At 29.7% G+C, this 14894-nt stretch carries 11 protein-coding genes; 6 read left to right on the top strand and 5 right to left on the bottom strand.

Features of this window, described 5'->3' with window-relative positions; all coding sequences use genetic code 11:
- Nucleotides 1-7: 7 nt before the first annotated feature.
- Nucleotides 8-2260 (bottom strand): GH92 family glycosyl hydrolase, encoded by a 2253-nt coding sequence (locus tag Q0714_RS08855; protein ID WP_298264317.1) that lies wholly within the window; start codon nt 2258-2260, stop codon nt 8-10.
- Between the two features lie 134 nt (nt 2261-2394).
- On the opposite strand from Q0714_RS08855, the gene Q0714_RS08850 reads away from it, so the two are divergent.
- From Q0714_RS08850 to Q0714_RS08835, 4 genes are all read left to right on the top strand, one after another.
- Nucleotides 2395-3474 carry a sensor histidine kinase gene (locus tag Q0714_RS08850; RefSeq protein ID WP_298264315.1) on the top strand — a complete coding sequence of 360 codons (1080 nt, stop codon included), beginning with the start codon at nt 2395-2397 and terminating at the stop codon, nt 3472-3474.
- Nucleotides 3471-4172, top strand: coding sequence for a LytTR family DNA-binding domain-containing protein (locus tag Q0714_RS08845; protein ID WP_298264314.1), 702 nt, complete (start codon nt 3471-3473; stop codon nt 4170-4172). The genes Q0714_RS08850 and Q0714_RS08845 overlap by 4 nt, the downstream gene beginning before the upstream one ends.
- Nucleotides 4173-4283: 111 nt before the next feature.
- Entirely contained in the window at nt 4284-5630 is a 1347-nt protein-coding gene (gene trkA / locus Q0714_RS08840; protein ID WP_298264312.1) for a Trk system potassium transporter TrkA, read from the top strand.
- Between the two features lie 3 nt (nt 5631-5633).
- Nucleotides 5634-7133, top strand: coding sequence for a TrkH family potassium uptake protein (locus tag Q0714_RS08835; RefSeq protein WP_298264310.1), 1500 nt, complete (start codon nt 5634-5636; stop codon nt 7131-7133).
- Between the two features lie 7 nt (nt 7134-7140).
- Here the strand turns inward: Q0714_RS08835 and Q0714_RS08830 are convergent, their stop codons facing one another.
- The 4 genes from Q0714_RS08830 to murC form a co-directional block, all read right to left on the bottom strand.
- Nucleotides 7141-7458 carry a metal-sulfur cluster assembly factor gene (locus tag Q0714_RS08830; protein WP_298264309.1) on the bottom strand — a complete coding sequence of 106 codons (318 nt, stop codon included), beginning with the start codon at nt 7456-7458 and terminating at the stop codon, nt 7141-7143.
- Nucleotides 7451-8740 carry a hypothetical protein gene (locus Q0714_RS08825; protein ID WP_298264307.1) on the bottom strand — a complete coding sequence of 430 codons (1290 nt, stop codon included), beginning with the start codon at nt 8738-8740 and terminating at the stop codon, nt 7451-7453. The genes Q0714_RS08830 and Q0714_RS08825 overlap by 8 nt, the downstream gene beginning before the upstream one ends.
- Nucleotides 8741-8744: 4 nt before the next feature.
- Nucleotides 8745-9284, bottom strand: a complete 540-nt coding sequence (locus tag Q0714_RS08820) for a DUF2249 domain-containing protein (RefSeq protein WP_298264305.1) — start codon at nt 9282-9284, stop codon at nt 8745-8747.
- 114 nt (nt 9285-9398) lie between these two features.
- Entirely contained in the window at nt 9399-10754 is a 1356-nt protein-coding gene (murC, locus tag Q0714_RS08815) for a Mur ligase family protein (RefSeq protein WP_298264303.1), read from the bottom strand.
- A gap of 174 nt (nt 10755-10928) precedes the next feature.
- Between murC and Q0714_RS08810 the strand changes: the two genes are divergently transcribed.
- Together Q0714_RS08810 and Q0714_RS08805 are read left to right on the top strand one after the other, a co-directional pair.
- A complete protein-coding gene (locus tag Q0714_RS08810) occupies nt 10929-13943 on the top strand; it encodes a gliding motility-associated C-terminal domain-containing protein (protein WP_298264302.1) in 3015 nt (1004 codons plus the stop codon).
- Nucleotides 13944-13945: 2 nt separating this feature from the next.
- The gene (locus Q0714_RS08805; RefSeq protein ID WP_298264300.1) at nt 13946-14878 is read left to right on the top strand and encodes a type IX secretion system membrane protein PorP/SprF; all 933 of its coding nucleotides are present in this window, start codon (nt 13946-13948) and stop codon (nt 14876-14878) included.
- The last annotated feature ends 16 nt before the right edge of the window (nt 14879-14894 follow it).

Raw genomic sequence — 14894 nt, 5'->3', positions numbered from 1 at the left:
AATCTTCTTAATGATTGATTCCCCATTTTTTATTTGGTGTACTTCCCATTATAAATTCCAATACACCTCCTTGTAGAATTTGTTTATGACTTATTGAAGTTTTATTAAATTCTTCTCCATTTAAAGTTGCAGATTGAATATATATGTTCTCATCAGAAGCATTATTAGCTTTTATTGTAAATGAAGTAGTTTCTGAAATTTTAATTGTTGAAGATTTAAACATAGGGCTTCCAATTTGATAGTCTCCAGAAGCTGGACTGTAAGGATACAATCCCATTGAACTAAACACATACCAAGCCGACATTTGTCCACAATCTTCATTACCACTTAAACCATCTGGTGTTGTATTGTATTGGGTTTTTAATATTTCACGAACCCAATATTGTGTTTTCCAAGGTTTATTGGCGTAATTATACATATAAGCTATGTGATGACTTGGTTCATTACCGTGTGCATACTGCCCTATTAACCCTGTGATATCTGCTGAAATATTTTCTCCTGTAATTTCAGAAGATTCAGTAAACAGTTGTTCTAGCTTATCTGTAAATTTATTTTCTCCTCCATGCAATTTAATTAGGTTATCCACATCGTGTAAAACAAACCAACTATGTTGCCAAGCATTTCCTTCTGTATATTCTGCATGTACTCTATGTGCAGAATATTTTGGATCAAATGGTTCTTTCCAAGCATTTCCTTGGTCATTTTTACCTCTCATAAACCCAGTTTCTGAATCAAATAAATATTCATAGGCTTTAGAACGTTGTAAAAAATATTTATAATCTTCCTCTTTCCCTAATTCTTTTGCTATTTGAGCAACACACCAATCATTGTATGCATATTCTAATGTTATTGTTACAGATTCATCTAACAAATTATGAGGAACATATCCATATTTTTTATAATGATTTAGGCCTCTTTCATCTTGCATCATTGTAGTTTTCATAGCTTCATACGCCTTGTTTATATCAAACCCTTTTATTCCCTTTATATAAGCTTCTGCAATTACAGGAATTGAATGATACCCTGTCATAGTATTGGTTTCATTCCCATATAAAGTCCATACAGGCAAAATTTTATTGGTCTCATAATAGGCCAACATAGAATTGATAATATCTGCAACTTTATCAGTTGCTGTAAAAGTTAGCAAGGGGTGTTCGGCTCTAAAAGTATCCCATAGAGACAATGTTGAGTAGGCTGTATAATTTTCAGCTTTAACAATTTCATCATTTTCTTTTCTAAATTCTCCATTTATATCACTAAAAGTAACAGGGGCAACTTGTGTATGATATAATGCTGTATAAAATATGTTTTTTAGTTCTTCATTATCTGTTTCTACAACAATATTTGATAAATTATTGTTCCATATTTCAGAAGCCTCATTCTTTATTTTTTCAAAGTTGAAATCATCTTTTGATAAATTCTCTAAAGCATTTTTTTCACTTACAGAAGATACCGCAACTTTAACTTGTAATTCATTATTTTCTTTAGAATTAAAATATAATTGAGCAAATGACTTGGTTCCTTCTATTATATTCCCTTCATTTGTGTAATTTCCATCTTCTACTAGTTCGAATTTTTCAATAGGTTTAGAAAACTTCGCTACAAAAAACACTTTTTGATTTTTTGCCCAACCTGTACTATTTCTATACCCTGATATAGTTGTTTTATCAATAACATTAATTTTAGAAGCAATTGTTTTATCCCAATTTATAGCAAAACCTAAATCTACAACTACAGACTGCAAATCGTTTTTTGAAAAGGTATATTTATGAAACGCTGTTCTTAAACTAGAAGTTAATTCTGCTTTGATATTAAAATCTTTCAGATCCACACTATAATAACCAGGTGAAGCAGTTTCATCGCTATGAGAGTACAGTGATTTGTATGGAACATCATTCCTAGTTTTAATTTCTTTTGCTAAATCTACTTTTTTATTTAGAGGCATTAAACGAATATCTGCTAAGTCGCCAATTCCAGTTCCACTTAAATGTAAATGGCTAAATCCAATGGTGATAGAATCAGAATAGTGATAACCCGAACACCAATCCCAACTAGATATTCCATTATCAGGACTTACTTGTAACATTCCAAAAGGAACTGTTGCACCTGGGTATGTATGTCCGTGCCCTCCCGTTCCAATAAAAGGATTTACATATTTTGTAAGTTTAATAGTTGATTCTTTATCTTTCTTAATTGTACTTGTACACGATATAATACTTAATACAATTCCTAATAAAACTAATTTATAGCTATGCTTCATTGTACGTTATTCTATAATTGTAAAATTTGTAATTTTTAATTTAGTTATAAATATTGTTTAATTTTGTGTTTTAAAAAAAAATATTAGACGTACAACGTGTAAAAAGGGTTAAACATAAAAAAAAGTATTAAACAATGTCTAAAATACTACAAAAATTCAATGCCAATTCCTCTAAAGTTCAAGAAATAACTTTAAGGCATCATTTCATTTTTTGGACACTTTACTTTATCTTTAACACACTTCGTTGGGGTAGCTATTTTGATGATTATATTTACTCTTTAAAAACTAACCTTATAGGCTTTCCTATACATATGACTTTATGCTATTTAAACATCTATGTTTTTATGCCTAAGTTTATTTTTAAACGAAAATACTTAACCTATGTAATTCTCTTAATTCTATCATTGTTTATTATGTTACTTGCTAAATTTAACCTTACCTACTACTTAGTTAGTGAGAATGTTTGGCCTGAAGGAACAGAAGTTATAAGCAAGTTAACATTTAATTATTCTGTAGATATGATGATTGGAGAACTCTATGTAATTACATTTGTAACTGCAATTAAAGTAACTATGGACTGGCTAAAGGAACATCGACGTGTAGCAGATTTAGAAAAGGCCAAGCTTGAAACTGAGTTATTATTTTTAAGAACACAGGTTTCTCCTCATTTCTTTTTCAACACCCTCAACAATATCTATTCTTTATCATTAGAATGCTCTAAAAAAACACCTAAAGTTATTCTAAAACTCTCCGATTTAATGAGGTATTTTCTATATGAAACAAAGAAAAATAAACAGAGTTTGGAAAAAGAAATTCTTTGCATTCAAAATTATTTAGATATAGAAAAGATTAGGTTTGATGAAAATCTAGAAGTTGATATGAGTATTTCTGGAGATATTAAAAATAAGAAAATTGCCCCATTACTTTTATTATCTTTTATTGAAAATGCTTTTAAACACGGAGCAAATAAAAATATTGGGAAAATAAAAATCACTATTGATTTTACAATAGACCAAGATTTCCTTTACTTTACCATTTCAAATCCATTACCCGCAAAAACGAATTATAAAAAGCAACAAAAAGAGATTGGAGGAATTGGATTAGAAAATGTAAAAAAAAGACTAGCTTTGGGGTATAAAAAAGATGAATACAATTTAAATATTGAAGAAAAAAATAACCTATTTATAGTGGCATTAAAAATTAAATTAAAATGAAAACAACCTGCCTAATAATTGACGATGAGCCTTTAGCTATAAATGTTATAAAAAATCATTTAAAACAATTTAATGATATTGAACTTGTTAATACGTTCAACAATGCAATTGACGCATTGTCATTTTTGAATGACAACTGTGTGGACTTGATTTTTTTAGACATAAATATGCCATTATTAGATGGTCTAAATTTTATAAAAACATTAGAAAACAAACCTCAAATAATTATTACTACTGCACATACTGAGTTTGCTGTTGATTCCTATGAATTAGATGTTTTAGATTATTTAGTAAAACCAATTGCTTTTCCAAGATTTGCAAAGGCTATTAACAAAGTATTTAAAATTTTAAATGCAACCAAAATCAATATTCAAACTAAAGAAAGACCTTATATTTTTGTTAAAATTGACAAAAAGAAAATGAAGAAAATTTATTTAGATGAAATTTTAGTCATTGAAAGCTTAAAAGATTATTTAAAAATAACAACTTTAAATAACAAATACATCATTCACCAAACATTATGTAGTTTTACAGATCAGTTACCTGAAGATAATTTTATTAGAATTCATAGATCTTATACAATTGCTATTGATAAAATTGACACTATAGAGGGAAACAGTGTTGAAATTGGTGGAATCCGATATCCTTTTGGAAGAACTTATGTAGAAGAAGTAAAACATAAAATTTTAAATTCTTAAGATTTTCAGTAATTATTATTTCAAACGTCCATAAAAACCAAATAATCAACACTTTAAAAAAAGTAACAAATTTTAAAATAAGTATAATATCTTTGTACCAAATTTTTTAACATGAAAATTATTATTGCAGGTGCGGGAGATGTAGGTTTTCATTTAGCAAAACTTCTTTCTTATGAGTCTCAAGACATCTATTTAATTGATACTGATGCTGAACGACTTGAATATGCCAGCAACCATATTGATGTAATTACAAAAAAAGGCGATGCAACTTCTATAAAGCTTTTAAAAGAAATTAACATTGATAAAGCAGATATTTTTTTAGCAGTAACTGAATCTCAAAACACCAATTTTATGTTAGCCGTAATTGCTAAAAAATTAGGTGTTAAAAAAACAATTGCTAGAATTTCCAGTCATGAATTTACTCAAAACTCTGAAATAGATTTTAGTGAATTAGGTATTGATAGTATGATTTCTCCAGGTGAATTAGCTGCTGATGAAATTAAAATGTTATTACACCAATCTGCATTTAATGATACTATTGAGTTTGAAAATGGAACTCTTAACATCTTAGGAAGCACTTTAGAGTATAACTCACCATTAATTAACTTAACTGTTCAAGAAGCTCGCGAACGGTTTTCTGATGTAGATTTTATTACCATTGCAATTAAACCTGAAAATAGCGATGAAACTATTATCCCAAGAGGGAATTCTATTTATAGAGCTTACGATCAAATTTATTTTTCAGCTCCCCAAACTAGTATAAAAAAATTATACAAGCTTATGGGTAAAACTCAGTTTGGAGTTAAAAATGTAATGATTTTGGGTGCTAGTAAAATTGGTGTTAAAGCGGCAAGAAATTTATGTGATAGTAATTTCAATATTAAATTAATTGAAATTGATAAAGAAAGAGCTAAAGATGTTGCAGAAAAATTACCCAATGCTTTAATTATTAAAGGTGATGGTAGAGATGTAGAACTTTTAGAGGAAGAAAACATTGCCGAAATGGACGCTTTTGTTGCTGTAACTGGAAATTCCGAAACCAATATTATGTCATGCTTGGTTGCCAAATCAAAAGGTGTAAAAAAAACAATTGCTTTAGTTGAAAACATGGATTACATCAATATTTCACAAACCATAGGAATTGACACTTTAATTAATAAAAAATTACTAGCAGCCAGCGCCATTTTTAAACATGTTAGAAAAGGAGAAGTTTTAAAATTAGCAAACTTACATAATGTAGATGCCGAAGTGTTAGAATTTAAAGTAAAAGAAAACTCATCAGTAACAAAAAAATTAGTAAAAGATATAAAATTGACAAAAAAAGCTGTCTTTGGTGGAGTAATTAGAGATGGTGTAGCGCACATGACCTTTGGTGATTTTCAAATTTTAGCTGGAGATAAAGCAGTTGTTTTCTGTTTGCCAGAGGCTATTCATAAAGTTGAAAAACTATTCAATTAATTTATGAAGCAGTTTAACATAAAAATTATCATTAGTTTTTTAGGCTTAACATCTATGTTAAATGGTGTTTTTATGCTTATTGCAGTTCCTTTTAGCATATACCATAATGAACCTGAACAATTGGGAATTCTACAGGCTGGTTTAACAACAATTATTATTGGTTTTCTACTTTGGTTTTTTAATAGAAATGCAAAGAAAAATTTAGGTAAAAAAGAAGGATATTTAATTGTTACTTTGGGGTGGTTAATGTTGTCATTCACTGGAACACTTCCCTATGTTTTTACAGGTGCAATTCCAAATTACACCAATGCTTTTTTTGAGACAATTTCGGGGTATTCAACAACTGGATCTTCTATTTTAACTGATATCGAATCTATGCCAAAAGGAATTCTGTTTTGGCGAAGTGCCACTCATTGGATTGGAGGTATGGGTATTATTGTTCTTACCGTAGCTATTTTACCTTTATTAGGCATTGGTGGTATGCAGTTATTTATGGCAGAAGCTCCAGGTCCATCAGCTGATAAAATGCATCCAAGAATAACTGAAACTGCTAAAAGATTATGGATTATTTACTTTTCTTTAACCTTTACAGAGTTTTTCCTACTTAAAATTGCTGGAATGACATGGTTTGATGCAATTAATCATGCAATGGCAACAATGAGTACTGGAGGTTTTTCAACTAAAAATGCAAGTGTAGCTCATTATAATAACTTTCCAATAATACAATACATTATTACATTTTTTATGTTTGTTGCAGGAACTAACTTTATACTTACCTATTTTGTACTAAAAGGAAAAGTTAGAAAGGTACTCAATAGTGAAGAGTTTAAATATTTCTTTTTTGGCATTTTAGGATTAACCATTATCATAACTTTTTTAATAGTTAATCACCAAGATCCTAACTTAGTAACCACAGTAAATCACCCTAAACCTTGGGGAGAAACTGAAAGTGCTTTTAGACATGCAATATTTCAAATAACTTCTGTACTAACCACCACAGGTTTTGTTACTGCAGATTTTACAATGTGGAATTCATTAGCAACCATGCTTATGTTTTCCTTATTCTTTATTGGAGGTTCTGCAGGTTCCACAAGTGGTGGGGTAAAAATTGTGAGGCACATTATTATGATAAAAAATAGTTTGCTCGAATTTAAAAAACAATTGCACCCTAATGCTATAATTCCTATAAGGTATGATGGCAATCCAGTACCAAAAAATATTGTTTATAATATCCTTGCTTTTTTTATTTTGTATATGGGTATTTTTATTACTGGATCTATTTTACTTACCTTATTTGGACTCGATTTTCAATCTGCTATGGGAGCAGCCACTTCTTCACTAGGTAATATTGGTCCAGCAATAGGCTCAGTAAGCCCGGTTGATAATTTTGAGCATTTATCAATTCCTGCAAAATGGCTTTGCTCATTTTTAATGCTAATTGGAAGATTAGAACTATTTACGGTTTTAGTATTGTTTACTCCTTTTTTTTGGAAAAAGTGTTAACCAGATTTTACAATCCTAAAATTTTTCTTCCCTCTTCACTTACCATTGTGTTATTCCATTGAGGATGAAAAACAACATCAATTACGGTTTCAAAATTGGGGTGTTTTTGCTTTATAGTTTCTTTTATATTTGAAATAATTGTTTCTCCTAATGGACAAGCAGGTGTAGAAAATGTCATAACAATATTAATTTTTTTATCACCATCATAATACAATTCATATATCAATCCTAAATCAACAATATTAATTTCTATTTCAGGATCCATAACTGATTTTAGAAGTTCTAAAGTTTTTAATTCAAATTCGGTAATTTGTTGTTTATTCATTTTCAATAGGTTTTACTTTATGTAAAATAATTTTAAATACGTTCATCATATACAAAACACTTACTAATAACAGTGTAAAACACCCTAATTTAACTATAATTTCTTGATTCAATAAAACCCCTATTGGAGTTAGTATGATAAATATTAAATACAGGTAAAATTGAATTGAAGCTATTCTGTTAGAGTATAGTTCTCGTGGTAATGGTGTTTTTATTTTACCAACTAATTTTTTATACCTATCAAGCCAAATAATAAAAGGAAGTGTTTTATAAGTTTGACCTAAAATTAAAGTTGTTATAAATCCAAATAAGATTGAAAATCCGTAAAATATTGTTATACGAGAAAGCAATTCAAATTGAATATTAAATCTTAAAATTAAAACACTACTTATAACTATTGGTAATAAAATTGAAGCAATTGCTATCATAGAGTATTGCATACCAACATCTAATTTTTTACGCATTCTTTTTTTAAATGAATCAAAAATAAAGGACACAAAAAACAAAACTCCAAAAGCAATTAAAAGCCAATTTATATAAATTAAACTTGAAACATTTATAAAAAACCCATTTAAAATAAATAATAACAACCCTATATTTATAAAGTAAAATGAAGCCTTTAGTTTGTTTTTATTTAATTCATGTGAAATTAAAAACATTGGAATTAAAGTAGAACCTACCCCAATAATTAATAATAGAAACCACCCTACTAAGCCAATGGTTGCATGTATTTTTAGATAATGTATATGAGTTTCATTAAAAAAATTAAATTTAAAATTTAAAGCGACTAAAGTTCCTAAAATTTCTGTTATCAAAAGCCAAATAATTGCAGCAACCACTAACCTAGATGACCAATTTTTTATAGCTGATTTTTGGTGAGAAAGTAAAACATTGACTACAAACAGCAGTAATGAAAAAAACATACATAAAGATGCATAAGGCAGCAATATGGTATAAGAAGCCACCCAAAAAGAATAACATAAAAAACATACGCTAAATACTGAAATCCAAAATGTAAACTTTGCTAATTTTTCACTAAACAAAGCGGTTTCGAATACCACTGGTATTAATTGATATAAAGCCCCAAAAATAATCATAGTAGCCCAGCCTAAAACTCCCATATGAGTGATCGCTACCAACTTATTATTAAAGTAAACTTCTAACAAGTTTGAGCTTGATAAAAATAGCATTACAGCCAGTAAAAAAAAGCTTATGGCTCCAAAAATAAAATGAGGAACAACCACACTACTATTTGGAGCGTTATTTGTTTTTAAGCCATTCAAAGCATTATTTTTTAAAAATTAGTAACTGTATATGAGTTAAAGATTTTTTATGAAATAATATTTCAAACCCTCTTTCTTCTAATTCAGGCAATAAAAATTGTGGTACTTTTTTATGGTCCACAAACAGCGCAAAACTTTCAGGTAAATGTTCTAACTCCTCTAAAATAGCAGTCATTGGTTCTGGCATTTCTAAATGACGAACATCTATACTTTTCAATTTACCAATAAAAGATTTATAACAAGCTTCAAATTTTAAGCTTTCTTCTTCATTCTTATTCTCAAAATTTGAAGTAAGCACTTCCTCTTTTTTAAAAAAAGTATGATAAACTCCAATTTCAGGTTGCTCTGTCCAAGATTTATAACCATTATTTTCTAATTTATTGATTAGAGGAATTGGCTGAAATGTATTAATAATTTGAAGTGTTTGTCCTTTTTCTAGCTTTTGAACCACAGCCATAATTTCATTAAAAGGATCATTGCCATTTGCTAAAATTGGTCTTACATCTAAACAAACCGTTAAATTATCTTTTGAAATTGATTTCATAAAAGTTTTTTTAATTAATAAAGGATTAATTTATCCTTTATCAAAAGTACTTATAAAATTATTATTATCATAATTTAGATTAAATAAATTTAAACGCTTATGACAGTTGTCATATTAAGCTAAAAGTTCTTTGAATTTTTCAAAATCTAAACCTCCATAATTTCCTGAACTCATTAAAAGTAATGCTGTGTTCTTAAAATTCTGATTAAACAGAAAATCTTTAAATTCTTTAGGGTTGGTATACACAATTAAATCACTTCTATTAAAGGCTTTTTTTATTTGTTCTTCAGTTACTTTTTCAAGTTTTTTAATTTCTAAAGCATGTGGAGAATAAAAAACAGCTGCAATATCTGCACTTTCCAAAGCACCTTCGTATTCCCTTAAAAAATTTGCATTTAGGCTACTGTAAGTGTGTAATTCTAAACAAGCTAATACGGTTCTATCAGCATACTGATTTTTAACAGCCTTAGTAGTAGCTTCTACTTTACTTGGTGAATGTGCAAAATCTTTAAAAATTACAGTATTGTTATTTTCAGCTATTTTTTCAAGTCTTTTACTTGCCCCTTTAAAACTTGAAATTGCTTCATAAAATTCATCTTCACCAATACCCATATGCTGACAAATCCATTTGGCACCTGCCATGTTTTGTAAATTATGTTTTCCGAAAAATTCTAAAGGCATTTCTCCATCAGAAGTTTCAATAAAAGTAGTTCCATTTTTTATTTTGTAATCTGGAGTTTTATAAGGATATTTTTTAATAGGGTTTTCAGATTCTTCAACTACTTTTTTTACTAGTTCATCCTCTTCATTATACACCATAATCCCTCCATTAACTAATGAATTTGTAAATATTGAAAACTGTTCTACATAATTATCAAAAGTTGGAAAAACATTAATATGATCCCAAGCAATTCCACTTAAAAGTGCAATATTAGGTTTATATAAATGAAATTTAGGTCTTAAATCTATTGGACTAGATAAATATTCATCGCCTTCCAACACTATAAATTCATTTTCTGAAGTTAAGTGAACCATGGTATCAAAACCGTCCAATTGCGCTCCCACCATATAATCAACATCCATTTCATGATAATTCAGTACATGCAGTACCATAGAAGTAATGGTAGTTTTTCCATGCGAACCACCAATAACAACCCTTGTTTTATCTTTGGATTGTTCATATAAAAACTCAGGATAAGAATAAATTTGAAGTCCTAACTCTTTAGCCTTTATCAATTCAGGGTTATCAGCTTTGGCATGCATTCCTAAAATTATTACCTCTAATTTATTAGTAATTTTTTCTGGGAACCACCCAAATTCACTAGGTAATAGTCCTCTATCATTTAATCTCGATTTTGATGGCTCAAATATAACATCATCACTTCCTGTAACTTGGTATCCTTTTTTATGTAAAGCTATGGCTAAATTATGCATTGCACTACCACCAATAGCTATAAAATGTACTTTCATTTATTATATAATTTTGCTAGTTCAAATGTACATAAAGTAAGACTAATATTGAAGTACAAATTTATTAATAACCTGTTTATAACTTGTTTTTTTTCCTATCTTAATTAAATCTCATCTTAAAAAAAATTCTTATCTTATACTTTATAAAAAAGTATATCAAACTAACTAACTTATATGAAAAAAGAAGAGATTTCTATTTCCTATAAAACTGTATTGCTATTTATATTTATTTTATTATGTAGTAATTTAAATTCAAATGCCCAATGCACAAATGATATCCCCTCTGGTGAACCTATTCAAACTTTTTGTAAAAATGATAACAATACTATAGAAAGCTTAATAGTATCTGGAACTCTTATTGCTTGGTACGATGCTCCTTCTGGAGGAAATGAATATAAGTTAACCGATTTATTAATAGATGACACCATTTACTATGCTGATGATATTAGTAATGGAGGATGTAGCACTAGCAGACTTGCTATTTCTGTAGAAGTTTATGGAGATATTCCAAAAGATGTGGATGTTTTTGTTGGAAAATGTGCTAGCAACAACCCTACAGTAGCAGATTTATCAGCTACAGGAACAAATATTGAATGGTTTGATGCCCAAACTGGAGGAAACCTTTTACCAAACGATGAACTTTTAATTGATGGTAAAACATATTGGGTACAACAAACTGAAAATGGCTGTGTAAGTGATCGATTTCCTACCACGGTAACCATCATTAATCCTCCTCCTCCAACTACTGAACCATTTCAGTCATTTTGTGCTCCTCCAGATCCAACCGTTAGCAACTTACAAGCAGCTGGCACAAACATAATTTGGTACGATTCTGAAACTTCTATTACCCCTTTGTCTCCCGATGAACTTTTAATAAATGGTGAAGACTATTGGGCTGCTGAAATTTCTTTTCCTTGTGAAAGTAGTATTCGTTCTCAAACAATTGTAGCAATCGATTCTGTACCTAATTCAGGAGAAAGCAATTCATATATAGTTTGCGAAATTGATTTAGAAACCACTAATTTATTTGAAATATTAGGTGGTAATCCTGAAACTACAGGTACTTGGTCAGGTCCTAGTGAATTATCAAATGGTTATTTAGGTACTTTTGAACCCAATATTAATACTATTGGAACCTATATCTATACTGTTTCAAGTACCTTAGGAGTTTGTCCAAGTAATTCTGCCAGCATCACTGTTAATATTACTGAAACACCACCCCCAACAACAAATTCAACAACACAAACTTTTTGTGAAATTAACAATCCAATAATCGCAAATTTAAACGCAGAAGGAAGCAATATACTTTGGTTCGACTCTGAAACCTCATCAACACCACTAAATCAAAATGAGCCAATTATAAATGGAGAAGATTATTGGGCAAGTCAAACTAATGCATCTGGTTGCCAAAGCAATTCAAGATTAAAAGTTAGTGCTAACATTATAAGTGTTCCTCTACCTACCACCACTGAAACCAATCAGAATTTTTGTAAAAATGACAACCCAACCATTACTAATTTAATTGCTAATGGAACAAATTTATTATGGTATGATACTGAAACTTCATCAACTCCACTAAATGAAAATGAGCCAATCATTAATGGGGAAGATTATTGGGCTACACAAACCGATACTAATGGTTGTCAAAGTGCTTCTAGATTAAAAATTATAGCTCATCTTATAGAGGTTGAAACTCCAACAACATCTCAAACAACTCAAACTTTTTGTGAAGTTGATCATCCTACCATTGAAAATTTAAGCATTCATGAAACAAACATCCTTTGGTATGCTTCCGAAACTTCATCAACTCCACTAAATGAAGAGGAACTTTTAGTTGATGGAGCAAATTATTGGGCTGCACAAACCAATTCTAATGGCTGTCAAAGTAGTTCAAGGTTAAAAATTACCGCTTCTATAATTTCAACTCCACCTCCAACAAGTACAGTAATAAATCAGAACTTTTGTGTTCAAAATTATTTACCAAACAAACCAACCATTGCCAATTTAAATGCTAATGGAACAAATTTAACTTGGTATGACACTGAAACCTCATTAACTCCATTAAATGAAAATGAACTATTAGTTGATGGTGAAGATTACTGGGCGAGCCAAACAAATAATAGTTGTGAAAGCAATAGCAGGCTTCTTGTTAATGTAACTATAATAAACCCAATTGTACCTACAACTTCTGATACAACTCAACTATTTTGTACTGTCAATAACCCTACTGTTGCTAATTTAGAAGCTGATGGAGAATCAATTGTATGGTTTGAAACTGAAAATTCAACAACAGCTTTAAATCCAACGGAATTATTAATCGATGGAGAAGATTATTGGGCCGCTTCCGTAAATGATGCTACAGGATGTGAAAGCACCTCTAGGTTAATAGTTACAGTAAAAATGGTAGAAACAGCTCCTCCAGTAATTGAAAATACCGTACAAACTTTTTGTAAATCTGACAACCCAACTATTACAGATCTTCAAGTTGAGGGCAATAATGTAGTTTGGTATATCTCAGAAAATGATACAACACCTTTAAGTGCTACAACAGAATTACTTGATGGTGTTAGTTATTGGGCAGCACAAGTAAATTCATCAACAAATTGTGAAAGCTCCATAAGGATAGTGACAACGGTTTCCTTAATAAATGTTGAAACACCTACAATTACTCCTTCAGGAAATAAATTCTGTAAAATTAACAACCCTACACTTTTTGAACTTAACTTAAACGTTTCGACAGCAAATGACGGAGAGATTATTTGGTACAATTCATATCCAAATGGATCCATACTTTCAATGTCAGAAATTTTAATAGAAGGAAAAACTTATTATGCTGTTGAGAAAAATGAAAGTGGATGTACCAGTCCAACTCCATTAGCTGTAACAGTAACATTAAACGCTTGTGAAGCGTATGATATTGAAATTTACGATGGATTTTCGCCTGATGGAGATGGGAATAATGACACTTTTCATATTAAATATTTACGAGAACTGTATCCTAATTTTAAGGTAGAGTTTTTCAATCGATGGGGTGCTAAAGTCTATACTTCAAATGCCTCAAAAGTTGATTGGAATGGAAGGCTATATGGAACTGATGAATTGGTACCAACAGGAGTTTACTATTTTATAATTTACTTTAATGAGAGTGCTAAAAAACCAATACAAGGGAGGTTATATATAAGTCGTTAAAAATGAAAAAAATACTTTTAAAATTTATCCTCGTTTTTACAACAATATTTATGTGGTCGCAGCAAGATGCTCAATTTACACAATATATGTACAATATGAGTGTTGTAAACCCTGCTTATACAACAGATAACCTAGGGTTTGTAAACATTGGTGCTTTACACAGAACGCAATGGGTTGGAGTAATTGGAGCACCTAAATCATCAAATTTATTTGTTCATACTCCAATAAGTGAAACTATTGAAGTTGGTTTTTCATTAATTAACGATAATATAGGTGAAGTTGTTAAAGAAAATAATTTGTATGCTGATATTGCCTACAAATTAAATTTAGAATCTCATGGAAATTTATCCTTTGGTTTAAAAATAGGTGCTACGCTTTTTGATGTAGATTTTAATGGTTTTGAATTGGAATCTGGCGATGTTTTTTCTGACCCAAATTTTGCAGATAATATTCATCAATCCTATTTTAACATTGGCACAGGTATTTACTATAACACCCATAATTTTTATTTAGGAGTGTCAGTTCCCACAATTTTAAAAGCTAAACATCTCGATAGAAATAATGGTAAATATAAAGGTACAGAAGAACCTCACCTATTTTTAACAAGCGGTTATGTATTTAAAATTAACCCTCAATTAAAATTAAAACCTGCTTTTATGGCAAAAGCGGTGAAAGGTGCTCCAATAACTATTGACTTTACTACAAATATTTTATTTAATGATAACGTAGAATTTGGTTTAGGCTATAGATTGGAAGATGCTTTTAGTGGGCTTATTAATTTTAAAATTACTCCTGAATTTAGAATTGGGTATGCTTATGATCACACCATCTCTAATTTAGGACCTTTTAATTCTGGATCACATGAATTATTTATGCTATATGATTTAGCAATTATGGGTACAAAAGGATATGATAAATCCCCTAGATTCTTTTAACTAAATGCTCAAAAAA

Origin of the sequence: uncultured Lutibacter sp. (genome assembly GCF_947493565.1) — a bacterium.
GTDB classification, from domain to species: Bacteria; Bacteroidota; Bacteroidia; order Flavobacteriales; family Flavobacteriaceae; genus Lutibacter; species Lutibacter aestuarii.
Note: the sequence above shows the minus strand (reverse complement) of the source record. Positions and strands in the feature narration are given on the sequence as shown.